26 protein-coding genes and 1 pseudogene are annotated in these 26,813 nt (G+C 68.1%); 13 read left to right on the top strand and 14 right to left on the bottom strand.

From position 1 onward, the window contains the following. Positions 1–124: 124 nt before the first annotated feature. Positions 125–1,456: an Nramp family divalent metal transporter gene (locus QZ853_RS16905; RefSeq protein WP_295575648.1), complete on the bottom strand. Its 1,332-nt coding sequence runs from the start codon at positions 1,454–1,456 to the stop codon at positions 125–127. A gap of 117 nt (positions 1,457–1,573) precedes the next feature. Here QZ853_RS16905 and mntR point away from each other — a divergent pair, with 117 nt between their 5' ends. Then, the gene (mntR, locus tag QZ853_RS16900; protein ID WP_019659934.1) at positions 1,574–2,038 is read left to right on the top strand and encodes a manganese-binding transcriptional regulator MntR; all 465 of its coding nucleotides are present in this window, start codon (positions 1,574–1,576) and stop codon (positions 2,036–2,038) included. Positions 2,039–2,145: 107 nt separating this feature from the next. Here mntR and QZ853_RS16895 read toward each other — a convergent pair. Continuing rightward, positions 2,146–2,325 (bottom strand): annotated as a pseudogene (locus QZ853_RS16895) (alkyl hydroperoxide reductase); the annotation flags it as partial. A 34-nt stretch (positions 2,326–2,359) separates the two neighbouring features. Continuing rightward, positions 2,360–3,016: an HTH-type transcriptional repressor FabR gene (gene fabR / locus QZ853_RS16890; protein ID WP_295575645.1), complete on the bottom strand. Its 657-nt coding sequence runs from the start codon at positions 3,014–3,016 to the stop codon at positions 2,360–2,362. Positions 3,017–3,108: 92 nt separating this feature from the next. Between fabR and QZ853_RS16885 the strand changes: the two genes are divergently transcribed. Further along, positions 3,109–4,179, top strand: a complete 1,071-nt coding sequence (locus QZ853_RS16885; RefSeq protein ID WP_295575642.1) for a ferredoxin reductase — start codon at positions 3,109–3,111, stop codon at positions 4,177–4,179. An 11-nt stretch (positions 4,180–4,190) separates the two neighbouring features. Continuing rightward, the gene (locus tag QZ853_RS16880; protein ID WP_295575640.1) at positions 4,191–5,339 is read left to right on the top strand and encodes an acyl-CoA desaturase; all 1,149 of its coding nucleotides are present in this window, start codon (positions 4,191–4,193) and stop codon (positions 5,337–5,339) included. Positions 5,340–5,344: 5 nt separating this feature from the next. Here QZ853_RS16880 and QZ853_RS16875 read toward each other — a convergent pair whose 3' ends face one another. From QZ853_RS16875 to QZ853_RS16855, 5 genes are all read right to left on the bottom strand, one after another. Continuing rightward, on the bottom strand, positions 5,345–5,680 hold the full coding sequence (locus tag QZ853_RS16875; RefSeq protein ID WP_295575637.1) for a hypothetical protein: 336 nt from the start codon (positions 5,678–5,680) through the stop codon (positions 5,345–5,347). Further along, positions 5,677–6,255 (bottom strand): flavin reductase family protein, encoded by a 579-nt coding sequence (locus QZ853_RS16870; protein ID WP_295575634.1) that lies wholly within the window; start codon positions 6,253–6,255, stop codon positions 5,677–5,679. The genes QZ853_RS16875 and QZ853_RS16870 overlap by 4 nt, the downstream gene beginning before the upstream one ends. Continuing rightward, on the bottom strand, positions 6,252–6,881 hold the full coding sequence (locus QZ853_RS16865; protein WP_295575631.1) for a superoxide dismutase: 630 nt from the start codon (positions 6,879–6,881) through the stop codon (positions 6,252–6,254). Before QZ853_RS16865 ends, QZ853_RS16870 begins: the two co-directional genes overlap by 4 nt. 85 nt (positions 6,882–6,966) lie before the next feature. After that, positions 6,967–8,490: a thioredoxin family protein gene (locus tag QZ853_RS16860; RefSeq protein ID WP_295576345.1), complete on the bottom strand. Its 1,524-nt coding sequence runs from the start codon at positions 8,488–8,490 to the stop codon at positions 6,967–6,969. Between the two features lie 106 nt (positions 8,491–8,596). Continuing rightward, positions 8,597–9,571 carry a LysR family transcriptional regulator gene (locus QZ853_RS16855; RefSeq protein ID WP_295575628.1) on the bottom strand — a complete coding sequence of 325 codons (975 nt, stop codon included), beginning with the start codon at positions 9,569–9,571 and terminating at the stop codon, positions 8,597–8,599. 38 nt (positions 9,572–9,609) lie between these two features. Between QZ853_RS16855 and QZ853_RS16850 the strand changes: the two genes are divergently transcribed. Next, positions 9,610–10,371: an SDR family oxidoreductase gene (locus tag QZ853_RS16850; protein ID WP_295575626.1), complete on the top strand. Its 762-nt coding sequence runs from the start codon at positions 9,610–9,612 to the stop codon at positions 10,369–10,371. A 12-nt stretch (positions 10,372–10,383) separates the two neighbouring features. On the opposite strand, the gene QZ853_RS16845 is transcribed toward QZ853_RS16850, so the two are convergent. After that, positions 10,384–10,833 carry a GNAT family N-acetyltransferase gene (locus tag QZ853_RS16845; protein ID WP_295575623.1) on the bottom strand — a complete coding sequence of 150 codons (450 nt, stop codon included), beginning with the start codon at positions 10,831–10,833 and terminating at the stop codon, positions 10,384–10,386. A 66-nt stretch (positions 10,834–10,899) separates the two neighbouring features. On the opposite strand from QZ853_RS16845, the gene QZ853_RS16840 reads away from it, so the two are divergent. From QZ853_RS16840 to QZ853_RS16800, 9 genes are all read left to right on the top strand, one after another. Next, entirely contained in the window at positions 10,900–11,835 is a 936-nt protein-coding gene (locus tag QZ853_RS16840) for a TIGR03571 family LLM class oxidoreductase (protein WP_295575620.1), read from the top strand. Between the two features lie 145 nt (positions 11,836–11,980). Continuing rightward, positions 11,981–12,292: a DUF3817 domain-containing protein gene (locus QZ853_RS16835; RefSeq protein ID WP_295576338.1), complete on the top strand. Its 312-nt coding sequence runs from the start codon at positions 11,981–11,983 to the stop codon at positions 12,290–12,292. Positions 12,293–12,445: 153 nt separating this feature from the next. After that, a complete protein-coding gene (locus QZ853_RS16830) occupies positions 12,446–13,642 on the top strand; it encodes an MFS transporter (RefSeq protein ID WP_295575618.1) in 1,197 nt (398 codons plus the stop codon). Then, positions 13,639–14,832, top strand: a complete 1,194-nt coding sequence (locus QZ853_RS16825) for an isochorismate synthase (protein ID WP_295575617.1) — start codon at positions 13,639–13,641, stop codon at positions 14,830–14,832. The genes QZ853_RS16830 and QZ853_RS16825 overlap by 4 nt, the downstream gene beginning before the upstream one ends. Beyond that, positions 14,829–16,481 (top strand): AMP-binding protein, encoded by a 1,653-nt coding sequence (locus tag QZ853_RS16820; protein ID WP_295575614.1) that lies wholly within the window; start codon positions 14,829–14,831, stop codon positions 16,479–16,481. Before QZ853_RS16825 ends, QZ853_RS16820 begins: the two co-directional genes overlap by 4 nt. After that, positions 16,481–17,113: an isochorismatase family protein gene (locus QZ853_RS16815; RefSeq protein WP_295575611.1), complete on the top strand. Its 633-nt coding sequence runs from the start codon at positions 16,481–16,483 to the stop codon at positions 17,111–17,113. The genes QZ853_RS16820 and QZ853_RS16815 overlap by 1 nt, the downstream gene beginning before the upstream one ends. Beyond that, on the top strand, positions 17,113–17,370 hold the full coding sequence (locus QZ853_RS16810) for a phosphopantetheine-binding protein (protein WP_295575609.1): 258 nt from the start codon (positions 17,113–17,115) through the stop codon (positions 17,368–17,370). The genes QZ853_RS16815 and QZ853_RS16810 overlap by 1 nt, the downstream gene beginning before the upstream one ends. Continuing rightward, positions 17,367–21,254, top strand: a complete 3,888-nt coding sequence (locus QZ853_RS16805; RefSeq protein WP_295575606.1) for an amino acid adenylation domain-containing protein — start codon at positions 17,367–17,369, stop codon at positions 21,252–21,254. Before QZ853_RS16810 ends, QZ853_RS16805 begins: the two co-directional genes overlap by 4 nt. Beyond that, complete coding sequence (locus QZ853_RS16800) at positions 21,245–22,003, top strand: 2,3-dihydro-2,3-dihydroxybenzoate dehydrogenase (RefSeq protein ID WP_295575604.1); 759 nt, start codon at positions 21,245–21,247, stop codon at positions 22,001–22,003. The genes QZ853_RS16805 and QZ853_RS16800 overlap by 10 nt, the downstream gene beginning before the upstream one ends. A gap of 6 nt (positions 22,004–22,009) precedes the next feature. On the opposite strand, the gene QZ853_RS16795 is transcribed toward QZ853_RS16800, so the two are convergent. The 5 genes from QZ853_RS16795 to QZ853_RS16775 all read right to left on the bottom strand — a co-directional run bounded on the left by QZ853_RS16795 (position 22,010) and on the right by QZ853_RS16775 (position 26,745). Then, positions 22,010–22,570, bottom strand: coding sequence for a YrhA family protein (locus QZ853_RS16795; RefSeq protein WP_295575602.1), 561 nt, complete (start codon positions 22,568–22,570; stop codon positions 22,010–22,012). A gap of 244 nt (positions 22,571–22,814) precedes the next feature. Then, entirely contained in the window at positions 22,815–23,192 is a 378-nt protein-coding gene (locus QZ853_RS16790) for a DUF2894 domain-containing protein (RefSeq protein ID WP_295575599.1), read from the bottom strand. Further along, a complete protein-coding gene (locus tag QZ853_RS16785) occupies positions 23,182–23,820 on the bottom strand; it encodes an OmpA family protein (RefSeq protein ID WP_295575596.1) in 639 nt (212 codons plus the stop codon). The genes QZ853_RS16790 and QZ853_RS16785 overlap by 11 nt, the downstream gene beginning before the upstream one ends. Next, on the bottom strand, positions 23,817–26,081 hold the full coding sequence (locus tag QZ853_RS16780) for a DUF802 domain-containing protein (RefSeq protein ID WP_295575593.1): 2,265 nt from the start codon (positions 26,079–26,081) through the stop codon (positions 23,817–23,819). Before QZ853_RS16780 ends, QZ853_RS16785 begins: the two co-directional genes overlap by 4 nt. Positions 26,082–26,091: 10 nt before the next feature. Next, entirely contained in the window at positions 26,092–26,745 is a 654-nt protein-coding gene (locus QZ853_RS16775; RefSeq protein WP_295575590.1) for a DUF3348 family protein, read from the bottom strand. Between the last annotated feature and the right edge of the window lie 68 nt (positions 26,746–26,813).

The following is a 26,813-nucleotide window of genomic DNA, read 5'->3' as shown; positions in this document are numbered from 1 at the left end:
CGGCATTTCGCCCGATCCCGATTCCTGTAGAGCCGAGCCATGCTCGGCTGTTGTTCGCAGGGTAGGCCATGGGTGCATTCACGCATGGCGTGGGCCCATCGCGGCAGAGGCTGTCCGTTCGGCGTCAGGTGCCGCTGAAGGTATCCACCAGCAGCTTCACGTTCAGTACCACGATTATCAGCGCGATCACCCAGGCGATGCCGCCCAGCCAGCGCGGCGCCACCAGTGCGCCCATCGTCACCTTGTCGGTGACGATCCGCACCAGCGGAATGATCGCGAACGGCAGCTGCATCGACAGCACCACCTGGCTCAGCACCAGCAGCTTCACTGCGCCCTGGTCGCCGAACATCACGATCACCACCACCACAGGAATGATTGCCAGCGCCCGCGTCAGCAGCCGACGCAGCCATGGCGGCAGGCGCAGGTGCAGAAAACCTTCCATCACGATCTGACCGGCCAATGTCGCGGTCACCGTCGAATTCAGGCCCGAGGCCAGCAAGGCCACCGCAAACAGCGTGGCCGCCGCGCCCACGCCCAGCATCGGGGCCAGCAACTGATGGGCCTGTTCGATGTCTTCCACATCGAAGCGGCCGTTGGCATGGAACACCGCCGCGGCCAGGATCAGGATGCTGGCATTGATGAACAGCGCCAGGGTCAGCGCGAGGGTGCTGTCGGTCACCGCCCAACGCAATGCGCTGCGGCGGCCTTCATCGGTGCGCGGGTAGGCGCGGGTCTGCACGATGGACGAATGCAGGTACAGGTTGTGCGGCATCACCGTGGCACCAATGATGCCGATCGCGATGTACAGCGCATGCGGGTCGGTCACTACCTGTGCGCGCGGAATGAAGCCGCCCAGCACCGCCATCACCGGTGGGGCCGCCATCGCAATCTGCACCACGAAACAGGCGAAGATCACCATCAGCAGTGCGATCACGAACGCTTCAAGTGCGCGGAAGCCGCGGTTCATCAGCAGCAGCACCAGCAACGTATCCAGCGCGGTGATCACTGCGCCCCACAGCAGCGGCAGATCGAACAGCAGCTTCAGCGCGATCGCGGTGCCGATCACCTCTGCGAGGTCGCAGGCAACGATCGCCGCCTCGCACAGTGCCCACAGCGCCAGATTCACCGGCTTCGGGTAGCGGGCACGGCAGGCCTGCGCCAGGTCCATGCCGGTGGCGATACCCAGCCGCGCCGACAGCGCCTGCAGGATCACCGCCATCAGGTTGGAAATGAGGATGACCGACAGCAGCAGGTAGCCGAAGCGCGAGCCGCCGGCCAGATCGGTGGCCCAGTTGCCCGGGTCCATGTAGCCGACCGAGATCATGTAGCCCGGACCAAGGAAGGCCAGAAGGCGGAACCACCAGTGGCCCTTCTCGGGTACCGCCACCGAGGCGTTGAGCGCACCCAGGCTGGCCGGGGTGGAGGCCGAAGGGTCGCGGGGTGCCAGGCTGCTCATGGGTCCGAATATAGCTCCTGCTATAGTCGTTAGCAATGTGAAACAATCGTCTTTATCGCGCTACTGGTCCAGAATTCAGCTTCAACCCCGGAGTACACCGGAAGGGCAGGCGCAGGCGTGGGCAAGACCGACGATTCGACATCGCTGAAAAGCACCCCCTTGATCGAGGCCGAGCGCCAGGTCGAGAGTTTCCGGCAGGTACGCGAGGCGCACCGGATGGAACTGGTGGAGGACTATGTCGAGCTGATCTCGGACCTGCTGGCCGACGGCGGCGAGGCCCGCCAGGTCGACATCGCCACCCGCCTTGGCGTGGCCCAGCCGACGGTGGCGAAGATGCTGCGGCGCTTGGCCCGCGATGGTTGGGTGGTGCAGCGCCCTTACCGCGGCGTATTCCTGACTCCGGAAGGCGAGGCGCTGGCGCATGCCAGCCGCCAGCGGCATCAGACCGTGGAGCGTTTCCTGCTGGCGCTGGGCGTGGATCCGGATACCGCGCGGCGCGATGCCGAGGGCATCGAGCACCATGTCAGCGAGCAGACGCTGGCATTGTTCGAAGCCTTCGTGCGCAAGGCCGAGGGCGGTTGAGCAGGCCGGTGGCGCCGAGCCATCCACGGCGGTATGTCGCGCGATCCCGGTTTTTATAGAGCCGAGCCATGCTCGGCTGCCGTTGGCGCGGTGATGGAATGAGCCGATCACGGCTCGACTCCACAATCCCGGTGGCAGTGCGCCTCCTGCTGCGTACGCGCGCGTTTCGCCCATTCCTTCAACACCGGCTGCAGACCGTCGTCGCGGCGCCCTTGCCAGCCATTGGTCAGCACTGTGCCGCCGGCATTGATCAGCACCAGGTTCGGCGAGCCCAGCCCGGCAAAGGCCCCACTGCGGAAAGGGGGCCGGTTCTGGCGCCGGTCAGCCGCGGCGGAACGCGGCCGGGGTACGGGCGCCGACGATGATCATGCGGATCATCGTGGAGATCTGTTCGACCAGCTCCGGATCCTTCTCCGGTGGCATGTCCATGGCGGTGGCGCCCATCGCGAACACCAGCCGGGTGATGGCCTTGGCCACCAGTTCCGGAGCGTGCAGCACCGCGCCATCCAGTGCCGCCAGCCGCACCAGGTCGTGCTGCAGCTCTTCTTCGAAATAGTGCAGCTCGCGTTCGACCGCGTGCTTGAAGTCGTCCGAGCCGACCGCGCCTTCGCGCAGCAGCACATGCAGCAGCTTGTCGTCGGCGCGCAGCTGCTCCATGAAGGTTTCCACCGAGACCCGTACCACGCTGGTGGCGCTGGCGGTGGCGCGCTGGCGGGCCTCGCCGATGATGGTGCGCAGCGAGCGGCCGGCTGCATCGATCAGCGCCACGGCCAGTTCGTCCATGTCGCGGAACTGCCGGTAGAAGCTGTTCGGCGCGATGCCCGCCTCACGTGCCACTTCGCGCAGGCTGAGCGTGGACAGGCTGCGATGCGGCCCGATCAGTTTCAGGGCGGCGGCCAGCAGATCCTCGCGGCTCACCGTACGGCGGGCTGGGCTGCTGGCATCTTCGGGTGTCGACAAGACGGTGGCGGCGGCCATGGGGGTTCCGGTGGGGCGAGGCTGAATCATACCCAATCCGGTTCAATATACACATGTATACACAGGTGTATGTGCGCCCGTATAGTTCACTCATGAGCGCTGTCGTCCGTCCGTCCCTGTTCTCTCCGTACCGCTGGGTGTCGCCGTCGCTGTTCGATTTCTGGGCGGGCCAGCTGAATCCGTTGTGGACTCTGCACGCGCCGATGGCCCGTCTGGTCCGGCGCGAGCCCGCCGGCGAGAGCGCGGCCACTCTGGTGCTGCGCACCAACCGGCACTGGGCCGGCATGCGCGCTGGCCAGCACGTCACCCTTGGCGTCGAGATTGAAGGGCGCCTGTGGCAGCGCAGCTACAGCCCCACCGCGTTGGGGCGTCGCGAGCTGGCGATCACCGTCAAGGCGATCGACGGCGGCCGGGTCAGCCAGCATCTGGTCAACCATGCGCAGCCGGGCGAGCTGTTCCGCCTCGATGCCGCGTTCGGTGACTTCCATATGCCCGCCGCCGCGCCGGTGCTGCTGCTGGCTGCCGGCAGTGGCATCACGCCGATGCGGAGCCTGCTGCGCGAGGCCTGCCAGCGTCCGCTGGCGGCACCGGTGGACCTGTTCTACTGGGAGCGCACGGCCGCCCATCTGCAGTTCCGTGATGAACTGCAGGCGCTGGCCGCAGCGGAGCCGAACCTGCGTGTGCACCTGCTGACCACCCGCGACGGTGAAGTGCCGGCCGCGCGCATCGATGCCCACGAACTGCAGGTGGCGGGCGATGACACGCCGCTGGCGCAGCGCCACGTGCTGGCCTGCGGCCCGGATGGGTTCGTCGCCGCCGCGCGTGCGCGCCTGGCCCACCAGGTCGCCGGCTTCCAGGCCGAAGCCTTTACTCCGCCGGCGCCGATCGATGACGCCGACAGCCAGGGCGAAGTGTCGCTGACCCTGGCCCGCAGTGGCCGCCAGCTGAGCGTGCCGCGTGGCCGCTCGCTACTGGAAAGCCTGGAAGCGCACGGCATCAAGCCCAAGCACGGCTGCCGCATGGGCATCTGCAATACCTGTACCTGCGATCGCGTGAGCGGCGCTACCCGCCACCTGCGCACCGGCGACCTGCAGTCCGAATCGGCACAGCCGGTGAGGATCTGCGTGAGCGCACCGACCACCGACCTGACCCTGGATCTCTGAGGACGCCTGCCATGACCCGCGCTACCGACCGTGCCCTGAGCACTGCCGAGATGCATGCCTTCGGCGAAGAACTCGACGCGATCCGCGACCGTGTGATCGGCAGCCTCGGCGCCTCCGATACCCGCTACATCCGCCGCGTTGCCGCCGCTGTGCGCTGGTTCGGCGTGGCTGGCCGTGGCCTGCTGTTCCTGGCGGCGTTCTCGCCGCTGTTCTGGATGCCGCTGCTGTGGCCGGCTGCGATCACCGGCACGTTGCTACTGGCGCTGTCGAAGATCCTGGAGAACATGGAGCTTGGCCACAACGTCATGCACGGCCAGTTCGACTGGACCGGTGACCCCAAGCTCAATGGCAACACGTACGAGTGGGACATCGTGGCCACGGCCGACAACTGGCGCAAGACCCACAATTTCCGCCACCACACCTACACCAACGTGCGCGGGATGGATGATGACATCGGGTACGGGCTGCTGCGCATCTTCCCGGAACAGCGCTGGAAGCCGTTCTACCTGTTGCAGCCGATCATCGCGCCGATCTTCGCGCTGCTGTTCCAGTGGGGCGTGGCCGCGCAGGACCTGCGCCTGGGCCGCTGGCTGAAGGGCCGCATGAGCGCCCGTGCCATGTGGCTGCAGACCCGCCCGGTGGCGCGCAAGATGGCCCGCCAGGTGCTGAAGGACTACGTGTTCTTTCCGCTGCTGGCCGGCCCGTTCTTCCTCACCGTGATGCTGGGCAACATGGTGGCCAACGGCCTGCGCAACATCTGGACCTACGTGATCATCTTCTGCGGCCACTTCACCGCCGAATCGGAGACCTTCCCGAAGGAATGCCTGCGCAATGAGTCGCGTGGCCACTGGTACCTGCGCCAGCTGCGTGGTTCGTCCAACATCAGCGGCGGCTTCCTGATCAACGTGCTGTCGGGCAACCTGAGCCACCAGATCGAGCACCACTTCTACCCGGACCTGCCCGCCAACCGCTATGCGGCCATCGCCAAGGAAGTGAAGGACATCTGCCGCCGCTACGGCCAGCACTACAACAACGGCTCGCTGCCGCGCCAGTTCGGCCAGGTGGTCTGGCGCATCCTGCGCCACGCGTTCCCGAGCAAGCCGCGCCGCCTGCCGATGGCGGACATCATGTCCGCACCGGCATCGGCCAACGCGGGCTGATCGGCTCAGCCCGTCTTCGCAAGGGCCGCCTGTTCGCGGTCCAGGCGACGCAGGAACACCTGCATTTCCTTGCGTGCCTGCTGGTCGCCCTTGCTGCCGGCCACGCTCAGCCCGCGCTGCCACGCTTCGCGCGCCGCCTGCGGCTGGCCACTGGCCAGCCAAGCCTTGCCCAGTAGCTTCCACGCCGCTGAGTACTGCGGATCGAGAACCACGCAGCGGCCTAGATGGGTGGCCGCGCGCATTGGGTGGCCGGCATCCAGCCAACCCTTGCCCAGGCCGAAGCGCAGCAGGGCGCCGTCCTTGCCGCTGGCGAGCATGCATTCCAGGGCCTCGACGTTCATGGCCGCACCTCCACCAGCCGTTCGGCGGGCCCCGGCTGGAAGCGGCCGCGATGGAACAGCAACGGCGAGCCGCCGTTCTCTGCGACCTCGATGATGCGCCCGGCCAGCAGCAGGTGGTCGCCCACCGGCCACATCGCGTGGCGGGTACAAGTGAGATGGGCGACCGCTCCGGCGATGCGCGGCGGTGCGTCGTCGGCGTCTTCCAGCAGTGCCAGGCCGGCAAAGCGATCGCGCGCCTGTGGATCGGCAAAGCGCCGCGCCAACGCTTCCTGGTCGGCCGCCAGCACGCTGATCGCAAAGCGGGCGGCGCGCTGGAAGGTGGTCAGGCTCTGCGCGTGCAACGCCAGATTCCACAGCACCAGCGGCGGCTGCAGCGAGACCGGCACGAACGAGTTGATGGTCAGGCCCACCGGTTCGCCTTGCGCATCGCGCGCACAGACGATGGCCACGCCGGTCGGGAAATGGCCAAGCAGCCGACGCAGGGCGCGGGGTGGCATCTCGACCGACGGCACCGGCGCCGGGGCGGGGAAGATCCCCGCCCACGGGCCGCTGTAGGGCAGTGTCTCGCCGCTCATGAAGCCCGGGCCTGGCGGTAGCGCCGGCTGACCTCGGCCCAGTCGATGAGGTTGAAGAACGCGCCGATGTAGTCGGGGCGACGGTTCTGGTAGTGCAGGTAGTAGGCGTGCTCCCAGACATCCAGCGCCAGGATCGGCGTATTGCCGGACAGGCCGACGGCAGAGCCCATCAACGGACTGTCCTGGTTGGCGCTGCTTTCGACCATCAAGTGGCCGTCGCGATCAGAGGTCAGCCACGCCCAGCCACTGCCGAAGCGAGTCTGCGCGGCTTTGCCGAAAGCCTCCTTGAAAGCATCGAAACCGCCCAGGTCGCGGTCGATCGCAGCATTCAGTGCCTCGTCCGGAACGCCGCCGTTGGCGCTGAGCACGGTCCAGAACAGACTGTGGTTGGCATGGCCGCCGCCGTTGTTGCGAATCGCGCCGCGCTGCGCCTCGGGTACAGCATCGAGGTGGGCGATCAGCGTCTCCACCGGCTGTTCGGCGAGTCCGGCCTGCTCGAGGGCGGCATTGAGGTTGTTGACGTAGGTCTGGTGGTGCTTGCTGTGATGGATCTCCATCGTACGCGCATCGAAATGCGGCTCGAGGGCATTGTAGGCATAGGGGAGCGGGGGAAGCGAATACGACATTGAAGCGATCTCCGTGTGGAAGGCCAGGGCTTGGCCGCTGGGGAGATCGTTATCGCACCTCAACCTTGGTTGAGGTCAAGGGTGGTCAGCTCAGCCATTCCCTGCACGCGCCATCCGCCTGGTCACCGCAGGCATGCTGCATGCGCTGCTGCAGCCGCGCCAGTGTCTCCGCGCCCTGGTGCTTTCCACTCCACGTCTTCAGTTGCGCGGCCAGGCGTTCGAAGCGCTGGCGGGTGCGCTGGTGGTAGCCCGACGGCTGTGCATCCAGTTCGCCGATCAGCGAGGTGGTGGCTTGCTCGATGCGCGGTGCGTCGTCGGGGGCCAGCCGCAGCAGGCCTTCCACGTAGAGCACCCCCCACTGCACGCGCGTGGCCGGGCCCTGCGCACCGTCATAGGCCCGTTTCAACCATTCCAGCGCGCCCGCGGTGTCGCCTCGCTGCTCGGCCAGTTCCGACAGCTCAGGCATGTAGTAGTAGGGCTGCTCGCTGCGCTTCAGCTCGGCCAGCAGCAGCGCCTCGGCAGCCGCGTCGTCGCCGACCTCGCGCAGTGCATGGACCGCGCTGCTGATGGTCGCCTGGCGTGCATGCGCATCGATGGCAGCGGCATCGGCGGCAGCCACGCGCTGCTTCACCCGATCGACCAGTGCGGCGGGCAATGCGTCCTTCGGCTGCTGCTGGCGGGCCAGAGAGACCTCTGTCAGTGCCCGCGACAGCGCATCATCGGCGTGGTCACCGCGCTCGGCGTCAGTGCGTTCCAGCGCGACCAGCAACTGCTGGCCCAGCGTGTTGCTGGTCGCCGGGCCGGCACTGGCCTGCTTGACCAGGTTGGCGCCTGCATAGCCCAGCAGTTCACGGTTGCGGCGAACCTCCGCGGGCTGTGCCAGTACCGCCTGCAACAGCGCGCGCACTTCGGTAGCGGATGCGTCCGGCTTTTCCGCAGTGGCCAGCGCCAGCAGGGCGAAGCGGCGTTGCAGAGGCGCATCCGGCGCTGACCTGGACAGCTGGCGCAGCACGTCGGCGCTCTTGCGCTCGCCGGCCAGGCGATTGGCGTCCACCTCCCAGCCGTAGTCACCCAGCACCTGCCAGTCCTCGGCGGCCAGCTTGTCCGGCGTGGCGAGCGCGGTGGCCAGCGTAGCGGCGACGGCGCTGCGGCGCCCGGCGGCGACGGTCAGGGCGCGGGTCAGTTCGGCGGCATCGTTGCCACCGGCTACGCGGGTGATTTCGTTGCGCTCCGGATCGAGCACGATCAGGGTCGGGTATCCGCGCACACCGAAGCGCTCGCCCCAGGCCTGCGCACCTTCTTCGTCGCCGTCCAGGTATACGGGTACGAACTTGCCGGTCAGCGCGATGAATGCCGGGTCCTTGAACAGGCCGGCCTTGAGCTGGTTGCAGGGCGGGCACCAGACCGCGCCCCAGTACAGCAGCACCGGCTTGCCACTCTCGGCCGCTTCGCCGAAGGCATCGTCGACGTCGCCCTGGCGCCAGGCGATGGCCGTGGCCGGTGCGGCTTCGGCCGCCTTGGCCGCAGCGAGCGGCTCCTGCGCCGGGGAGCAGGCGCTCAACGCGGTAACCAGCAACAACAGGGGAAGGGCAGCGCGCATCGGCAGCATCTCGAAGAGGCGGGGCAAGCCGGCATTGTAGGAAGGCCGGTGCCGGGCGTTGATGCAATTTGCTTATGAGCAGCGTGGCGGGCGTCATGTGCCGCGGGCGCAACGCTCAGGCCTGGCGCTGCATTTCCGTCGCCAGCAGCCCGGCGAGCCAGGTCATGAACGCGTCGACGCGGCGGGGCAGGTGACGGCGCTGCGCATAGACCAGGCTGACCGGCATCGGCTCGGCCACGCAGTCGGGCAGCACCTCCACCAGCGTGCCGCTGCGCAGCGCCTCGCGCGCGCCCATTTCCGGTACCTGGATGATGCCCAGCCCGGCCAGTGCGGCGGCACTGTAGCCGTCGGCGCTGTTGACGGTCAGTGCGCCCTGCATCGGCCAGTTGCGGTAGTGCTGGCCATCAAAGTACTCGAAACCGGGTGAGCGCTGGCCGAGCGTGCCGACGTAGTGCACCAGCGCGTGCCGGTCCAGGTCGGCGAGCACCCGCGGCACGCCGCGCGCTGCCAGGTAGCCGGGGCTGGCGACATTGACGATGCGCATGTGCCCGAGCAACCGCGCGACCAGGCTGCTGTCGTCCAGGGTGCCGACGCGCAGCACGCAGTCGAAGCCTTCGCGCACCACGTCCACGCGCCGGTCGGTGGCACTCAGTTCAACCTCCAGCCCCGGGTGCAGAGCCAGGAAGGCAGGCAGCTGCGGGATTACCACGTTGCGCGCCATGCTTCCGGGCATGTCCACCCGCAGGCGTCCGCTCAGTTCGCTGGGCTGGCGCCGGAACAGGTTCTGCACCTCGTCCATGTCGTCGAGCAGGTCGTGTGCCCTTTGCTGCAGTTGCGCGCCGTCGGCGGTCAGGTGCACGCGGCGGGTGGTCCGGTGCAGCAGCTGGGTGCCCAGGTCGGCCTCAAGCCGGGCGATCGCCTGCGACACGCTGGCCTTGGGCAGGCCCAGGCTGTCTGCGGCGCGGGTGAAGGATCCCAGTTCGGTGACGCGCAGGAACACGCGCAGGGTGTCGAGGCGATCCATGGATTGTTCGCTTGGATTGAACAGTAAAATCAGCATCGCGCGATTTATGCGTGACGGCAATCCCAATAGTCTGGCCGCACCTTCTCCTTTCCAGGTGCCTGGCCATGACTGCTTCTTCGCGCATTGTCCTCATCACCGGCGGTAGCCGCGGCCTCGGCCGCAATGCCGCCCTCGCGCTGGCCGCCGACGGCGCCGATATCGTGATCACGTACCGCGCCCAGGCCGAGGCGGCGGCCGAGGTGGTGCAGCAGGTGCAGGCGCTCGGCCGTCGCGCGCAGGCGCTGCCACTGGACGTGGCCGACAGCGCGGCATTTCCGGAATTCGCTCTTCGCTTGCGTGACGCGCTGAAGGCGTGGGATACCGATACGCTGCAGGGCCTGATGAACAATGCCGGCGAAGGCCTGTACGCACCCATCGCAGACACCACCGAGACGCAGTTCGATCACGCCGTGGCCGTGCATCTGAAGGGGCCGTACTTCCTGACCCAGGCCCTGCTGCCTCTGATTGCCGACGGTGGCCGCATCCTCAATGTGTCCAGCGGGCTGGCGCGCTTCTCGCTGCCAGGCAGTTCGGCCTACGCGATGATGAAGGGCGGCATCGAGGTGTTCACCCGTTACCTGGCCAAGGAGCTGGGGGCACGTGGCATCAGCGCCAACACGCTGGCACCGGGTGCCATCGAGACCGACTTCGGCGGTGGTCGCGTGCGCGACGATGCGCAGGTCAATGCGATGGTGTCGTCGATCACCGCGCTGGGTCGTGCCGGCCGGCCCGACGACATCGGCCCGGTGGTGGTGGCGCTGCTGTCGCCGTCCACGGGCTGGGTCAACGGCCAGCGCGTGGAAGCCTCCGGTGGCATGTTTGTCTGATCGCCGCAGCTGCTAGGGCGCGGCGTAGCTGAGGGACTGGTACACCAGGCCGTTGAACTCCCCGACGTCGCCGTCCAGCACGAAGCCGTAGCGCTGGTACGTCGGCACTGCATTGAGCGAGGCGCGTACCGTCAGTACCGGTTCGCGCACCTGCGGCAGTATCGCCTCGAACAACGCGTGGCCGATGCCCTGGCCCTGGCAGGCGGGATCGACGAACAACATGGCCAGATGCCGGCCTTCCTTCAGTTCGACCACGCCGACGATGCGGCTTTCGTGCTCGGCGACCATGATGAGATTGTCGCCGTGCAGCCGCGCAGCGAACGCATCGGCGGTCGCGACGCCGCCGAAGGTCGCGATGCCGGCCTCGCTGAGGGACGGCGCGACCGCCGCGTTGAATGCGGCCAGGCACACCGCGCTGATAGCGGTCAGGTCATCGGCGTGGGCAGGGCGGATCCTCGGCATGCAGTGTTCTTCCTGTGGTGGGCGGCGCGTCATCACCGCCGCAGTCCTGCACGCTAAGCTGTCGCCATGAGTGAATTCAATGCTGCGGACGCGTTGTTGTTTCCGACGCAGGGCCTGAGCCTGGGGCTGATGACGCCGGTGGCGGCGCGTGGCTTGGCCGATCCGCATGCGGCACGACGCATTGCACGGCTGGCCGATGACCTGGGCTTTGCCGCGCTGTGGACGCGTGACGTGCCGCTGATGGTGCCACAGGGGCCAGACGCGACAGCGAGCGCGCTGGACGATCCGTTCCTGTGGCTGGGCATGCTGGCTGCCGTAACCGAACGCATCGCCGTTGGCAGTGCCGCCATTGTGCTGCCATTGCGGCAGCCGCTGCAGGTGGCGAAGTCGGCGTTGAGCCTGGACCGGATCAGCGACGGACGCTTCGTGCTGGGCCTGGGGTCGGGCGATCGGCCGGAAGAGTTCGAGGCATTCGGCGAAGACCTGGAGGGCAGAGCGGCGACGTTCCGTGAGCGTTGGTCGCTGTTGCGTGCCGCGCTGTCCCCTGATGCGGAGGAACGGGGTTCGGTTCGGCGGGCCACGGGCGGCTTCGATGTATTGCCAGCGCCCACCACGCGCATTCCGATGCTGGTGGTGGGTACCGCGCGACAGAGCCTGCAGTGGATCGCGCGCGAGGCCGAAGGCTGGGCCACCTATCACCGCGAAGAGACCGCGCAGGAGGGACGTATCGGCCTGTGGCAACAGGCGCAGGCGCAAGGCACTGGGCCAGCCAAGCCGTTCGTGCAGTCGATGCTGCTGGATCTGCAGGCCGATCCGCAGGCGCCGCCCGAGCCGTTGCCGCTGGGGTTGAAGGTTGGCCGCGATGCACTGCGCGACTACCTGCTGCGCGTGCATGCGCAGGGGGTGGCGCATGTGATGTTCAACCTGATCGACAACGGGCGGCCGATCGACGCGGTGCTGCGCGAGATTGGAGAGCAGGTGTTGCCGGATATGCTCCGGTAGTTGTCCACCTTGGAGGACACGCCGTGTTGCTGATGACAGTGCGCTCGCCGGGCATGGCCCGCCGCTTCCTGCCGCGACGCGCATCTGCGTATCATTCGCATTTGATATCCCGATGCCGGAGCCCCGTGTGACCCAACGTTCCCCCATGCACCCGACCGGACGCCTGTTCGCGGCGGTCGCCTTCACCGAGGCCGTGACCTGGGCCGGTCTGCTCATCGGCATGTGGATGAAGTACGGCCCCTTGGCCAACGCGGCGCTGGTGAAGCTGTTCGGGCCTCTGCACGGGGTGGCCTTCCTTGCCTACGTGGCGGTTACCCTGTTCGCAGCGATGCGCCTGCGCTGGCCGTGGTGGGCCAGCGCCCTGGCCCTGCTGGCGGCAATCCCGCCGCTGGTGACATTGCCACTGGAGTGTTGGTTCAAGCGTCGCGGCCTGCTCGGCCCGCGTCCCATGCGCTGAACCCACTATTGCGCGCCCATTCAAGAGAATGGGTATCAAATGCAAATACGAGCCGTTATCATTTGAGCATGGCATCCGGTCCTGAACGGGACGGATGCCGGGCAGGGCGCGCAGACGCGTCCGCTCATCCTTTCCTGTTACGGCTGGTGTTCCATGCACGCACGTCCCGTCGTTCCCGGTTTGCCGGCGCTGGTGTTGGCTGCCCTGATCGGCACCATGGCGATGATGTCCTTCGTCGCGGTGATCGGCCCGGTGGTCCGCATGCTCGGCCTGTCCGAATGGCATGCGGGCCTGTCGGTCACTGCCGCAGGCGTGTTGTGGATGCTGGCCGCACGCCCCTGGGGCCAGCTCAGCGACCGCATCGGCCGCAAACGCGTGCTGATGCTGGCGATGAGTGCCTACACCGTGGTCTACATCGCACTGGCCGTGTTCATCGACGTTGCCCTGCAGGCAGTACCGCCGGTACTGGTATCGGTGCTGGTGCTGGTGAGCGCCCGCGGCCTGATCGGCCTGTTCTACGCCGCCGTGCCACCCACCGCCGCGGCGCTGATTGCCGACAAGGCGCCGACCGGACAGCGCGCCAGCTTCCTTGCGCGGCTGGGCAGCGCAAATGCGCTGGGCATGGTGATGGGCCCGGCGGCTGCGGGCTGGCTGGCCTATACGAATCTCTCGCTGGCGCTGTATGTCGCCGCACTGCTGCCGCTGCTGTCGCTGGCATTGCTTGCGTGGCGGCTGCCGGCGACGCCACCGGTGGCGGGGGCCACCGCGCAGCGTCGCGCGCCGATGAGCCGCCTCGACCGGCGCCTGCGCCTGCCGCAGCTGGCCGCCTTCATCGCGATGGTCTCGGTGACCATCGCGCAGGTCACGGTGGGCTTTTTCGCGATTGATCGGCTGGGGCTCGATGCGGCGGCCGGCGCTCGCATGGCTGGGATCGCGCTGACTGCGGTTGGCGTCGGCCTGATCCTGGCGCAGACGCTGGTGATGAAGCTGGACGTGCATCCACGCCGCTGGATCGTTCTAGGTGCACTGATTTCCGGCATCGGTTTCGCATCGGTGGCGGGCGTGCAGCAGGCATGGCAGTTGCCCACAGCCTACGCACTGGCCGCCTTCGGCATGGGTTTCGTGTTTCCGTCGTTCCAGGCGCTGGCCGCCGACGCTGTGGAAGCGCATGAGCAGGGCGCCGCCGCTGGCACCGTTGCCGCCGCGCAGGGACTGGGCATGGTGGCCGGGCCGATGCTCGGCACGCTGTTGTATCGCGGCGGGCCCAGCCTGCCTTACCTGCTGGTGGGGGCGCTGCTGCTGTTGCTGTGCGCGCTGGCCGCAGCGCATCGGATGAAGGAGACCCCATGAACGATTCCCTGATGCAGGGGGCGTGGCCGGAGGCTGCGTCATCGACGTTGGAGAGCGCGGACGACGCCTCGTTGTTCCTGCTGCAGCACGCCGGGCAGCATGTGCACGCGCGTGGTTGTCGCGCGGCGCTGCCCGCAGGCGCACTGGCGACGTTGTCCGAGCGTGTCGCCGCGTTCTTCGCGCAGCAGGGCGGCGGCCCCGGCCTGCTGGTCGGGGCGGTGCCGTTCGAACCACGCGCCGATGATGCGCTGTACCAGCCCGAACGCCTGCTGCCTGCACTCCGGCTGCAACCGCAGGCAGCGCCCCCGCTGGACCGTGCCCCACAGGCCGAGCCCGCGCCCCAGGACTATGCCGCCGCAGTGACCACGGCGGTGCAGGCGCTGCGCGCGCCCGGGCGCGACCTGCACAAGGTGGTGCTGGCGCGCAGCCTGCTGGCACGCACGCGCCAGGTGTTGTCTCCGGAACGGTTGCTGGCACGTCTTGGTGCCGATCCCTCGGTGGCCACCTATGCAGTGCCGCTTCCGGTGGAGGTGGGCCAGGCACCGGCATGGCTGGTCGGTGCGACGCCGGAGCTGCTGCTGCGCAAGCGTGGCGCCGAGCTGCTGTCACACCCACTGGCGGGCTCCGCCCGGCGCAGCGCCGATGCCGCAGAGGACGAGCGTGCCGCGCAGGCGCTGCTGGCCTCGACCAAGGACCATGACGAGCACCGGCATGTGGTCGAGGCCATCGTCGATGGCCTGGCGCCTTACTGCAGCCACATCGATGCACAGCCGCGCCCGGTGCTGCATGCCACTGCAAGCATGTGGCACCTCGGTACCCGCATCCACGCCACACTGAAGGATCCGCAGACCTCCGTCGCTGAACTGCTGGCGCAGCTGCACCCCACGCCGGCGGTCTGCGGGACGCCGCGAATGGCGGCACTGCAGCGCATCCGCGAGCTTGAGCCGGTGCCGCGTGGCTTCTACGCCGGCGCTGTCGGGTGGCTGGACGCGCAGGGTGACGGCGACTGGTATGTGGCGATCCGTTGTGCGCGGCTGCAGGGCACGCAGTTGCGCCTGTATGCAGGCGCCGGCATCGTCGCCGACTCGCAACCCGAGGCCGAGGTGGCCGAAACCGCAGCGAAGTTCGCTGCCCTGTTGAATGCGTTGGGCGTCCACTCGTCCGCGCCTGCGATCGAGCCTGCCGCATGAACACGTCCCACGTTTCTTCCCGCCTGCCCCTGCAGCAGGTGTGGCCCGATGAACTGGCTGCGCGCTATCGCGAAGCAGGCCACTGGCGCGGCGAGACCTTCCCGGCGTTCCTGCGCGAACGCGCGGAACGCTACGCCGACGATATCGCCGTGGTCGCCGGCGATGTGCGCCTGAGCTATGCGCAGCTGTGGCACGAAGCCGGGCGGATCGGCGCCGGCCTGCTGGCGCTGGGCCTGCAGCCCGGGGAGCGGGTGCTGGTGCAGCTGGGCAACACGGCAGGCTTCATCACCACGGTCTGTGGCCTGTTCCGTGCCGGGCTGGTGCCGGTGTACGCGTTGCCGGCGCACCGCATCACCGAGCTGATGCACTTCGCGAACAAGGCCGAGGCCAGCGCCTACATCACCACCGACGTGCATGATGGCTTCGATCACCGTACGTTGGCGCGGGCGCTGCAGGCCGAGCTGCCGGCAATACGCCAGGTGATCATCGATGGAGATGCAGCGGAGTTCACCGCGCTGGAGACGCTGCAGGGCGACCGTGGCCAGTTGCCGGCCGATCCGGACCCGCAGTCGGTGGCGTTCCTGCAGATTTCCGGTGGCAGCACCGGTCTGTCCAAGCTGATTCCACGCACGCACGATGATTACATCTACTCGTTCCGCGCCAGTAACGCAATCTGCGGCATCGACCGCGACAGCGTCTATCTGGTCGCGCTGCCGGCCGCGCACAACTTCCCGATGAGCTCGCCGGGCTTCTTCGGTGCGCTGTACGCCGGTGCCCGCGTGGTACTCAGCCCCGGTCCCGGCCCGGACGCGGCCTTCCCGCTGATCGCGCGGGAGCGCGTGACCTGCTGTGGCCTGGTGCCGCCGCTGGCGTTGCTTTGGGCGCAGGCGGCTGCCACCAGCAAGCACGATCTGTCCAGCCTGCAGGTACTGCAGGTGGGGGGGGCCAAGCTGGTGCCGGAAGCCGCGCGGCGCGTGATCGACGGCCTGGGCTGCACCCTGCAGCAGGTATTCGGCATGGCCGAGGGCCTGGTCAACTACACCCGGCTGGACGATCCGGAAGACCTGATCGTGGCTTGCCAGGGACGACCGATCAGTCCGGATGATGAGGTGCGCGTGGTCGATGACCATGACCAGCCGGTGGCGGAGGGCGAGGTCGGGCACCTGCTGACGCGTGGCCCGTACACCATCCGTGGCTACCACAACGATGCGGTGGCCAACGCACGCTCATTCACCGATGACGGCTTCTATCGTACCGGTGACCGTGTGCAGCAGCTTTCCGGTGGCTACCTGGTGGTGCAGGGCCGGGCGGGTGACCACATCAACCGCGCCGGCGAGAAGATCTCCGCCGAAGAAATCGAGGACCACCTGCTGGCGTACCCTGGCGTGTTCGATGCCGCCGTGGTCTCCATTCCCGATGAATACCTGGGCGAGCGCAGCTGCGCCTTCGTGATCCCGCAGGGCGAACCGTTCAAGGCACCCGCCCTGAAGGCCTGGATGCGCACGCGTGGCCTGGCCGCGTTCAAGGTGCCCGACCAGGTCGTGTTCGTCGACAGTTTCGATACCACCGCGGTCGGCAAGATCAGCCGCCGCGAACTGCGCGCGCAGCTGCGCGCGCGTCATCTGCAACAGACAGGAGGAACGCGCTGATGGCGCTGCCCCGTATCACCGACTATCCCTTGCCGACCGCCGCCGAACTCCCGCAGGCGCGTGGACCGTGGCGCCCGCACCGCGATCGTGTCGCGCTGCTGGTGCACGACATGCAGCGCTACTTCCTGGCCGCATTCGACGCCGGTAATGCACCACTGCGCCCGGCCGTGGACAATATTGCACGCCTGCTTTCGCATTGCCGCACGCACGGCATTCCGGTGTTCTACACCGCCCAGCATGGCGACCAGGACCGCCGCGACCGTGGCCTGCAGGCCGACCTGTGGGGGCCGGGCATGCGCCGCAGTGCCGACCACGAGCCGATCATCGAAGCACTGGCGCCGCAGCCGGGGGAGCACGTGCTGGTAAAGCACCGCTACAGCGCCTTCCAGCGCAGCAACCTTGAAACGCTGATGCGGGTACGTGGCCGTGATCAGCTGCTGGTCACCGGCGTCTATGCGCACATCGGTTGCACGGCGACCGTGGTGGAAGCGTTCCAGCGTGACATCGAGGCGTTCATTGCCGCCGATGCGGTGGCGGACTTCTCACGTGCCGATCACGACCAGGCGCTGCACTGGATCGCGCGCACCAGCGGTGTGCCGATGACTACCGACCAGCTGCTGGAGGTACTGTGATGGCTGCCATGGGTGAGGCGCTGGATCTGGAGCGGATGCGGGCCGACGTGGCGCGGGTGCTGGAGTGCACGCCGGCCGAGATCGGTGACGACGACAACCTGATCGACCTGGACCTGGATTCGATGCGCATGCTCGGCCTGGTCCTGGCCTGGGGCAACACCGGCCTGCCGCTGGAGTTCTCGCAGTTGGCCGAACACACCACGCTGCGGCAGTGGTGGGGCGTGGTGCAGACGCTGCAGGCCGCGCAGAGCGCATGAACGCCGTCGCGCTGGCCACGCCGGTGGCGCTGACCGAGGCCCAGGCCGGACTGTGGTTCGCACAGCGGCTGGCGCCGGACAATCCGTCATTCAATACCGCGCATGCGGTGTGGATCGACGGTCCGCTGGACGTGGCGGCGTTCGTTGCGGCGGCAGACCAGGCGGCGGTCGAAGCCGAGGCCCTCGCGCTGCGCTTTGCCGAGGGTGCCGATGGCCAGCCCGTGCAGTGGCATGAGCCGGCGCACGTGCCACGGCTTTCGGTACGTGATGTTTCCGCCGAGGCGGATCCCGCAGCTGCGGCGCGCAGCCTGATGCTGGCCGACCGGCTGAGCCCGGTGAATCCCAGCCGCGACCGGATCAGCCAGCAGCTGCTGCTTGATCTGGGCGGGCAGCGCTGGGTCTGGTACCTGCGTGTGCACCATCTGGCCGCCGATGGCTACGGCATGGCGCTGTTCACTGATCATGTGTGCGCCTTGTATGTCGGTCGTACAGGTGAGCCGCTGCCAGGGCTGGCGGGCGTGCTGGCCGATGACGTCGCCTATCGTACCGATCCGCGTCGCACGCAGGCCGGGAAGTGGTGGCGCGAGCACATGCAGGGCGCACCGGCCGGCACTGGGCTGGTGGGAACACAGGGGTCAAGCAACGACGCGCTGCGCTGGGTGCAGCGGCTGGATGCGACGTTCCGCGAGCGCCTGCTGCAGGTGTCGACAGGCTGGCTGCAACCCTGGCCGGATGTGCTGGCTGCGCTGTCGGCCGAGTACCTGCGGCGGATGAGCGCTGCCGACGAAGTGGTGCTGGGCGTGCCCTACATGGGGCGGCTCGGCAATGCGTCGGCGCGGGTGCCGGCCATGGTGATGAACGTATTGCCGCTGCGTGTGGCGGCCGGCGAGGGCAGCGTCGAGGCCTTCACGCGCGCGCTGGGCCGGCAGCTCAGCCAGGGCCGCAAGCACGGCCGCTACCGCGGCGAGCAGCTGCGCCGGGACCTGGGCCTGGTGGGCGCGCAGCAGCGCCTGCACGGCCCGCTGGTGAATGTGCAGCCGTTCTACAAGCCGCTGGCGCTGACGGGCGTGCAGGCGACGCTGGAGGTGCTGTGCACCGGGCCGGTGGATGACCTGACGCTGGGCTTCCGTGGTGATGGCCAGAGCCTGCTGGATCTGGAGATCGAGGCCAACCCCGCGCTGTACAGTCGCGAGGATGTGCAGGCGCACGCGACGCGGTTGCTGCATTTCGTGTCGGCGGCACTGCAGGCTGAAGACATCGCGGCCGTGCCGCTGGCCACTGTCGAAGAAGCGCAGCAGGTGGTGCATGCTTTCAATGCCACCGCGCATGCGGTGCCACCGACCACGTTGGTCGAGCTGCTGCAGCAGGGCATGGACCGTGATCCGCACGCACCCGCGCTGGTCTTCGGTGTCTCCACGCTGGACTACGCAACACTGGAAGCGCGCAGTTTCGCACTGGCCGCACAGCTGCGTGCGATGGGGGTCGGCCCGGGCAGCGTGGTGGCGGTGGCATTGCCGCGCTCGCGGGAGCTGGTGGTCGCGCTGGTCGCGGTGCTGCGTGCCGGGGCCGCCTACCTGCCGTTGGACCTTGCCCATCCGGACGAGCGCCTGGCGCGTATTCTCGCCTCTGCACAGCCGGTGTGCGTACTGGCTGCGGCGGACGTCTCGGCGCGCGTGGCCGATGTGCCGGTGCTTGCGCCGGAGCAGTGGACTGCGCTGAGCTTTGCCGCACCGTGGGCCGATCCTGCACCTGACGATGCGGCCTACGTGATCTATACCTCCGGCTCGACCGGGGAACCCAAGGGCGTGGTCATCGAACACCGCGCCATCGTCAACCGCCTGCTGTGGATGCGCGAGCACTATGGATTCAAGGCAGATGACTGCGTGCTGCAGAAGACCCCGGCCACCTTCGATGTCTCGGTCTGGGAGTTTTTCCTGCCGCTGCTGTGCGGGGCCACGCTGGTGGTCGCCGGGCCGGACACGCATCGCGACCCCACCGAACTGGCGCGGCTGATCCGCGAGCATGGCATCACCACGGTGCATTTCGTGCCGTCGATGCTTGATGCCTTCCTTGCTTCACCGGCCTCCGAAGGCCTGCAGCTGCGACGGGTGTTCACCAGTGGCGAGGCGCTGGATGCAGCGTTGCGCGATCGCTTCCACGCGCGCGTGCACGCCGACCTGCACAACCTGTATGGCCCGACCGAAGCGGCAGTGGACGTGAGCTACTGGCCCGCCCCGGCGCAGGATCGCTCGCGACCGGTGCCGATCGGCTTCCCGGTCTGGAACACCCGCCTGTACGTGCTGGACGCGCGGATGCAGCCGCTGCCGGTGGGCGTGGCAGGCGATCTCTACCTCGGTGGCGTGCAGCTGGCGCGTGGCTACCTGGGTCGCGATGACCTGACCGCCGAGCGTTTCCTTGCCGACCCGTTCCTGCCTGGCGAGCGCATCTATCGCACCGGTGACGTGGCGCGCTGGCGTGGCGATGGCGCGGTCGAATACCTGGGCCGCAGCGACCATCAGGTGAAACTGCGTGGCCTGCGCATCGAACTGGGCGAGATCGAGGTGGCACTGCGCGAACTGCCCGGTATGGAGCGGGTGGAGGTGCTGCTGCGCCAGGACGCGCCCGGCGATGCCCGGCTGGTCGCCTATGTGCCAACCGCGCTTGCCGATGCTGTGCTGCTGCGCAGCCACTTGGCCACGCGCGTGCCGGACTACATGGTGCCCTCGGCGTTTGTCGGTGTGGAGCACTGGCCGGTGACTGCCAATGGCAAGCTCGACCGCAACGCGTTGCCGAAGCCAGCCCAACGTGAAGTTGCCGGCTTGGCGCCGCGCACGCCGTTGGAACAGGAGCTGGCGTTGCTGTTTGCCCAGGCACTCGGGCGTGAAGCGCCGGTGGCGGCCGACGCCGATTTCTTCAGCCTGGGCGGCGATTCGCTGTCTGCGGTGCACCTGCTGCTGGCCATTGAGCAGCGCTGGCGCTGCGATCTCGGCCTGGGTGCGCTGTTCGCACAGCCCACGGTGGCTGCGCTGGCGGGACGCATCGCTGAGCCGCCTGCGCTGGCTGATCACGCATTGGGCCCGGTGATCGCATTGGCCGCGCCCGAGGCCGATACGATGCCGCTGTTCGTGCTGCACCCGGCCGGTGGCATTGCCTGGAACTACCGCGCCCTGGCCCGGGCATTGCAGCCGGCCCGTGCGGTCCATGGCCTGCAGTCGCCGGCACTCGATCCGAAGCAGCCGTTGCCGTCCAGTATCGAGGCAATGGCCAATGATTACGTGCAGCGGGTGGTCGCACTACAGCCGAAGGGGCCGGTGCACCTGCTGGGCTGGTCGGTGGGGGGCATCCTCGCGCAGGCGATGGCGGTACGCCTGCATGAGATCGGGCGCGAGGTCGGCGAGCTGGTACTGCTGGATGCCTATCCCAGCGAGTGCTGGCGGGCCGAGCCGGAGCCCGATGCCATCGCCGCATTGCGCGCACTGCTGGCGATTGCCGGCCATGACCCGGACGCACATCCGGAACTGGACAGCCGTGAGCGCATTCTTGGCTTCCTGCGTCGCGGCGGCAGTGCGCTCGGCAGTCTGCCGGATGTGGTGCTGGACGGCGTGGTGCGCGCGGTGACCGGCACCAACCGACTGATCCGCGAACACATTCACCAGCCGTTCGACGGCACGCTGGTGCACGTCCGCGCTGGCCGCGATCATCAGGCACGGCCGCAGCTGCAGTCGGCGTTGTGGCGGGCGCATGCGCGGAGGGTGCAGTCGTTGGAGCTGCCGTTCCTGCACGCAGAGCTGACCGGACGCGATGCGGTGGCACAGCTGGCGCCGTGGTTGTCGGCGCGGTTGCGCCAATGGGACGAACAACAGGAGATCGCAACATGCAGTTGACCGGGTTTGAAGGCCGCGTGGCACTGGTGACTGGCGCTGCCGGCGGCATCGGCAAGGCACTGGTACGGTTGCTGGCCGAGGCCGGTTGCACCGTAGTGGCGACCGATCGCGAGGCGCCTGTTACGGCAGATGTGCGTGTGCACACCTTTGCGCTCGACGTGACCGACAGTGCCGCCGTGGACGGCTTGGTGGATCAGGTCGAGTGCAGCATCGGGCCGATCATGCTGTCCGCCAGCGTGGCCGGTGTGCTGCATGTGGGCGGCGTGACCGAGACCGGCGATGACGACTGGCGGCGGGTGTTCGCGGTGAACACCGACGGTGTGTTCCATGTCGGGCGTGCCCTGGCGCGGGTGATGTCGCCGCGCCGGCGGGGCGCGATCGTTACCGTCAGCTCGAATGCGGCCGGCGTGCCGCGGCACGGCATGGCCGCCTATGCGGCATCCAAGGCCGCCGCCACCATGTTCACCCGCTGCCTCGGGCTGGAACTGGCGCCGCTGGGCATCCGCTGCAACATCGTCGCCCCGGGCTCGACGTTGACCCCGATGCAGACCGGCATGTGGCAGGACGAGCACGGTGCCGAGCGGGTGATCGCCGGCAGCCTGGAGACCTACAAAGCCGGCATCCCACTGCGCAAACTCGCCACCCCGGAGGATATCGCCCATTCGGTGATGTTCCTGCTCTCCGAGCAAGCCGGGCACGTGGCGATGAGCGATCTGTATGTCGACGGCGGCGCCACCCTGCGCGGCTGAGCTTCCTCAGAGCCGGACCCATGACTCGGCTGATTCAGAAGGCAGCTGGTGCAGCTGTGAATGCCAACCCGTCGTGGCATGGGCATTCTTGAATCTGTTTGTCCAGCAATGCTGTTCGATCAGACTGATGATGTGGCCGAGTAGGCCATCCAATGAAGTGAATTCTTGGTAGACCTTATCGAACGCTACTTTGTCACGGACCTGGTACCGGCCTGTTGCGAATTCAAAGACGTAGCAATCCATATCGCTCTCTCCGATCTCTACACAGCCGCCCAGGGATCCTTGGCCGCCAGCGAGAAGGTTCATTCCCACCAGGGCAAGCGCTGATCCGCCATCGCAGTATGAGCGTGAAGCGCTCGAGCAGAGGAAGACTCCTGCTGCTGCCAGGCCATCGTGGCGTGAAAGAAAGCCCAGATAGGACTCTGGCAGGACGGTGCCTGGCGTAGAAAGCGCCGAGCTCTGGAGTGCCTCGATGTCAGGACGTCCAATCGGAGGGCCAAGGTACATCTCGGCTTCGTTGAGATCCGCGCGGAGCTTGAGAAGTCTGGCTTCTACTGAAAGCTGCATTTGCTGAGATTGAATTCGAGTGCAATGGGGCAGTCAAACACTGGGGAACTGGTCATTCGACGCCAATGACGGTCGCCTCACGCTGTTCAAGTTGGTCAACCAATGACGTGGTGGGCTCGCGGTAGCGATTGGACAGCAGCGCTGCGGGGAGTCGATGAGCGCCAACCAAAGTTGGCTTCTACCAGGAGCGCGGAACAGGATTGCCTGTCCAGGAGCGCCGAACGAGGTCGGCGTCAATGTGCGATCAACCCGCGTTGCGCGGCTTGCGCGTGCGCTTCGGTTTCGCGGCATCCGTACCGCTGGCGCCACCATCCTGCAGTGCCTGCAGCCAGGACAGGGTGTCCACGTAGTCGATGAAATGGCGCAGGTAGCCGGGGCTGGTTGCCTGCATCATGTCGAGCATGCGTTGCACCAGCACCGCCGAGTTCAGGGGGCCGCCATCGGCGGGGGCCTCGGCGCGCAGCGAGCGGCGCACCTGCAGTTCGCTGCGCAGCTCCGACCATTCGCGCTGCACCTGCTGCAGCATCGGCACCTGCGGGTAATGCGGCAGCGAGCGCGACCCTGCATCGAGGTCACGCACCAGGGCGCGCAATCCTTCCAGGGCGGGTGGCTTATTTGGCATCCGGCACCTTGGGCTTGGGGATCGGGGCGATCTCGACGCGACGGTTACGTGCGCGGCCTTCCTCATTGGCATTGGAACTGACCGGCTGCTCGCTGCCGAACGCGGCGGCAAACACGGCGCCAGCCGGTACGCCATCGGCGATCAGGGTGCGGGTCACGGTCAGCGAACGCTGCGCGGACAGCTCCCAGTTGTCGGCAAAGCGGCGATTGCCTTCGCGCACCGGCGCGTCATCGGTGAAACCACTGACCATGAGGATTTCTTCGCGACTGCCCAGGTAGGCGGCCAGCGGCGCGGCCAGGCTGCGCAGCAGCTCCTGGCCTTCCGGCTGCAGCTGGTCGGAGTTGAGCGCGAACAGCACGCTGCCGCTGATGCCGATGCGGCCATCCACCAACGTCACGCGGCCGGCCGCCAGCGGTCCAGCCAACGCCTGTTCCAGCGTCTGCAGGCGCTTGGCCTCGGCCTGACGCTGTTTCACTTCCTGGTCCAGCCGCTGCGACAGCTCCAGCTGCACCGCGACCACGCCGACCAGGATCAGCACGAATGCGCCCAGCAGCACCGACATCAGGTCGCCGAAGGCGGCCCAGATCGGGGCGTGCGAGCCGCCATCGACCTCCAGCTCGTCGCTCATGCGTTGCCGCTCTTGCCGCGGCGCGCGGCCAGCTGCTGCAGTTCTTCCATCACCTGCTTCTGCGACAGCAGGCTGAGGTCGACCACCTCGCGCGCTTGCGCCACGTAGTAGGCCAGCTGTTCATCGCTGCGCGCCAGCGAGGCATCCAGCGCGCCGCCGATCTGTTCCAGGCGGCCGGACAGCGCGGTGGCGGTGGCGCCGAACTGCGCGACCGCTTCGCCGAAGGTGCCGGCCAGCTGGCCCACTTCGGCAGCGCTGCCGTTGAGTGCGGCGGCGATGCCGTCCAGCTTGCCGGTCTCGGCAGCGATATGGTCGGTGAAGCGGTTGCCGACGCGTTCCAGCAACTCGGCCGAGCCACCGACCAGCGCGTCGACGGCGGTGCGCTGTTCGTGCGACGCATGGTTGACCGCATCGAGCAGGGTCTGCACGGTGGCCAGCAGCCGACCGCGTTCTACCAGCATCGCGTTGTCGCGCACGAGGCTTTCAGAGAGCGTGCCGCGCAGCTCGTTGATGACGTCGGCAGCGGCCTTTGGCGCGGCGGCGGCGGTCTGCAGCAGCGTCGACACTTCGGCCAGTGTGGCGCTGGCCTGCGCACGACCGTTCTCGCCGATCTGCTGTGCGGTCGCCGCCAGCGTGTCGCAGACCTGCTGCTGCTGCGCAGCCAGGCGCTCGCCTGTGGCCTGCAGGCGCTCGGCCAGGTCGCTGGAAACATGCTGCAAGGCATCGCTCCACCGCTGCAGGCGCTGTTCGTCGCCGGCCTGCAGCTGCGCCTGCAGCGTGGCATGCGCCTGCTGCAGCTCGGCGCTGACCGCGTCCCAGCGCGCCTGGCGCTGCTGCTCACGGTTGTCGAGGCTGGCCTGCAGTTCGGCGTGCGCGGTTGCAGCGGCGGCTTGAGCGGCCTGCCAGTCCTGCGAGCGCTGCCGTTCGTGGTCCTGCATCAGCGACTGGCTGGCGCTGTGGCGCTGCTCCAGTGCCTGCAGCAACACCTGCGCGTGCTGGTCCAGCTGCTGTCCGGCCGCCAGCAGCGCCTGCTGCTGGCGTTCGACCAGCGCGCTGTTCAGGGCCTGCTGCTGCTCGGCGGCAGTGCGCCATGCGTCTGCATTGCCCTGTGCATCGGCCTGCAGGCGCTCGCCGATGCGCGCGACCAGCGCTTCGGCCTGCGTGCCCTGGCCATCACTGAACGCCTGCAGGTGCTGGCGCAGATCGTGCACCAGTGCCTGCTGTGCCTGGCTCTGTTCACCCACTACCTTGGCCCAGCTCGCTTCGGTCGCAACGCGGCTGCGCTCGAAGCCGTCGCTGAGGCCGGCCAGCTGCTGCTGCACCGCCTGCTCGACACGGGTGTGCAGTGCCTCGCCGTGACGGGCGAGGCCGGCCAGCGTGGTCTCGGCCATCGGCTGCAGCGCACCACCGATGGCGGCGGCGCTGGCTTCGGCACCTTCGCGCAGCGACTGTTGCAACGACAGCGCCAGGCGTTCCTGCAGCGCCTGGCTCTGGGTCAGGAACTCGGCCTGGCCGGCGAGCAGGCGCTCGTTGGCGGCCGTGCTGTGCTGTTCAAAGGTCTGGGTCATCGCCTGCAGGCGGTCGACCAGCGCCGGCAGGGCGGCGGACTGCGCCTGCAACAGGCGCAGCGATTCGGCACGCTGCCAGGCCTGCGAGTACGGGTGCAGGTCGCCGGCAATGGCACGGTCCAGCTGCTGCACGCCCTGCAGGCGGTCGCGGCGCAACAGGGCGGCCAGCAGGCCGAGCATGGCCGAGCTGGCGACACCTGCAATCGAGGTGCCGAATGCCACCGCCAGGCCCTGCACCGGCGAGGCCAGCGAGCCACGGATGGCGGCCATGTCGGTCGCGCTCTGCAGGGCAAGGCCGGTGCCGCGCAGGGTATCCATCATGCCCAGCAGGGTGCCGAGCATGCCCAGCAGCACCAGCAGGCCGACCAGATACGGGGTCAGCACCGGTGCGGGCAGGGCGGTTCGCTCACCTTCCACCCGCAGGCGCACGGCGTTGCGCAGGCTCACCGGCACGCGCTCCAGCCAAGGGGCGAGCTGCTCGCTGGCGGCGGACAGGTCGCTCAGTGCACTGCGCAGGCCGTTGCTGGCCTGGCGATAGCGGTACAACTCCACGCCGCCGGCGATGTAGCAGGCCGCGATGATCGCCGCCACCGCCGCACCCAGTGGATGCACCGACACATAGCCAATGCCGATCCAGCACACGGCCAGCAGGCCGACAAGGAAGACTACGACATGGAAAGCAGTTCTGGACATGGTGTTCCGGTCAGTAGGAGCGCAGGGCGTTTTGCAGCCCTTCGATCGGGTGGAAGCGCAGCTGCAGCTCGGCGAGCAGCAGCGTGCGCATGTCATGGCGGAAGGCCGCGCGCCAGCCGGGCTGGCCGTACACGCGTTCAAAACGGGCGCCGAGCACCGCCGGCGCAGTGGCCAGCAAGCTGTGCTCGCGCGGGGTGAGGGTCTGCTCCATCACCGCATCGACCTCGGCCAGCCGCGCCAGTTCCGGCGACGCCTGTACCAACTGGTCGCGCAGGCGTCCGCGCAGGCGCCCGGTGGCGGTCTGGATGGCCTGCTGCAGCACCCGGTAGCGCTGGCGCAGCGAGGCAAAGTTGGGCGCAGCGGCGGCTTCCGCCAGGTCGAGCAGGCGCTCGGCCTCGGCATCCTCGCCGATCGAGGCCAGCAGGCTGGCGTGCGCCTGGGCGCAGTCGGCCAGCACATCCTCGACCGCTTCGGTGGCCTCACCCGCCTCGGGCGGGCGCCCGCCGAGCGCCCCGGACAGGGCCACGGCGCGGCTCCAGTCCACCCACTGGCCGAGGCGATCGGTCAGGGCGGGACTGGTGGCCGGCATCGCGCCGTCGCTGAGACGGGCGAGCAGGCGGAGGAACTCCGGTCCATCCGGGACCGGCTGCGCTGCGTTCGCCATCAAGGGGTGAGGGGCCAAAAACCGTTGATTTTACAACCAGATGACCCTGGCTGGATGAAGGCGAGGGC

The organism is uncultured Stenotrophomonas sp., from assembly GCF_913778665.1.
GTDB lineage: Bacteria > Pseudomonadota > Gammaproteobacteria > Xanthomonadales > Xanthomonadaceae > Stenotrophomonas.
This window is presented reverse-complemented; position numbering and strand designations above follow the sequence as displayed.

Coding starts and splice junctions, on each gene's coding strand:
- QZ853_RS16795 (WP_295575602.1), bottom strand. CDS start 22,570: ATGCAGCTTTCAGTAGAAGCCAGACTTCTCAAGCTCCGCGCGGATCTC.
- QZ853_RS16870 (WP_295575634.1), bottom strand. CDS start 6,255: ATGAGCGGCGAGACACTGCCCTACAGCGGCCCGTGGGCGGGGATCTTC.
- QZ853_RS16860 (WP_295576345.1), bottom strand. CDS start 8,490: ATGCTGCCGATGCGCGCTGCCCTTCCCCTGTTGTTGCTGGTTACCGCG.
- QZ853_RS16880 (WP_295575640.1), top strand. CDS start 4,191: ATGACCCGCGCTACCGACCGTGCCCTGAGCACTGCCGAGATGCATGCC.
- QZ853_RS16825 (WP_295575617.1), top strand. CDS start 13,639: ATGAACGATTCCCTGATGCAGGGGGCGTGGCCGGAGGCTGCGTCATCG.
- QZ853_RS16790 (WP_295575599.1), bottom strand. CDS start 23,192: ATGCCAAATAAGCCACCCGCCCTGGAAGGATTGCGCGCCCTGGTGCGT.
- QZ853_RS16780 (WP_295575593.1), bottom strand. CDS start 26,081: ATGTCCAGAACTGCTTTCCATGTCGTAGTCTTCCTTGTCGGCCTGCTG.
- QZ853_RS16850 (WP_295575626.1), top strand. CDS start 9,610: ATGACTGCTTCTTCGCGCATTGTCCTCATCACCGGCGGTAGCCGCGGC.
- QZ853_RS16875 (WP_295575637.1), bottom strand. CDS start 5,680: ATGAACGTCGAGGCCCTGGAATGCATGCTCGCCAGCGGCAAGGACGGC.
- QZ853_RS16835 (WP_295576338.1), top strand. CDS start 11,981: ATGCACCCGACCGGACGCCTGTTCGCGGCGGTCGCCTTCACCGAGGCC.
- QZ853_RS16840 (WP_295575620.1), top strand. CDS start 10,900: ATGAGTGAATTCAATGCTGCGGACGCGTTGTTGTTTCCGACGCAGGGC.
- QZ853_RS16785 (WP_295575596.1), bottom strand. CDS start 23,820: ATGAGCGACGAGCTGGAGGTCGATGGCGGCTCGCACGCCCCGATCTGG.
- QZ853_RS16775 (WP_295575590.1), bottom strand. CDS start 26,745: ATGGCGAACGCAGCGCAGCCGGTCCCGGATGGACCGGAGTTCCTCCGC.
- QZ853_RS16815 (WP_295575611.1), top strand. CDS start 16,481: ATGGCGCTGCCCCGTATCACCGACTATCCCTTGCCGACCGCCGCCGAA.
- QZ853_RS16810 (WP_295575609.1), top strand. CDS start 17,113: ATGGCTGCCATGGGTGAGGCGCTGGATCTGGAGCGGATGCGGGCCGAC.
- QZ853_RS16820 (WP_295575614.1), top strand. CDS start 14,829: ATGAACACGTCCCACGTTTCTTCCCGCCTGCCCCTGCAGCAGGTGTGG.
- QZ853_RS16885 (WP_295575642.1), top strand. CDS start 3,109: ATGAGCGCTGTCGTCCGTCCGTCCCTGTTCTCTCCGTACCGCTGGGTG.
- QZ853_RS16865 (WP_295575631.1), bottom strand. CDS start 6,881: ATGTCGTATTCGCTTCCCCCGCTCCCCTATGCCTACAATGCCCTCGAG.
- fabR (WP_295575645.1), bottom strand. CDS start 3,016: ATGGCCGCCGCCACCGTCTTGTCGACACCCGAAGATGCCAGCAGCCCA.
- QZ853_RS16830 (WP_295575618.1), top strand. CDS start 12,446: ATGCACGCACGTCCCGTCGTTCCCGGTTTGCCGGCGCTGGTGTTGGCT.
- QZ853_RS16905 (WP_295575648.1), bottom strand. CDS start 1,456: ATGAGCAGCCTGGCACCCCGCGACCCTTCGGCCTCCACCCCGGCCAGC.
- QZ853_RS16845 (WP_295575623.1), bottom strand. CDS start 10,833: ATGCCGAGGATCCGCCCTGCCCACGCCGATGACCTGACCGCTATCAGC.
- QZ853_RS16800 (WP_295575604.1), top strand. CDS start 21,245: ATGCAGTTGACCGGGTTTGAAGGCCGCGTGGCACTGGTGACTGGCGCT.
- QZ853_RS16805 (WP_295575606.1), top strand. CDS start 17,367: ATGAACGCCGTCGCGCTGGCCACGCCGGTGGCGCTGACCGAGGCCCAG.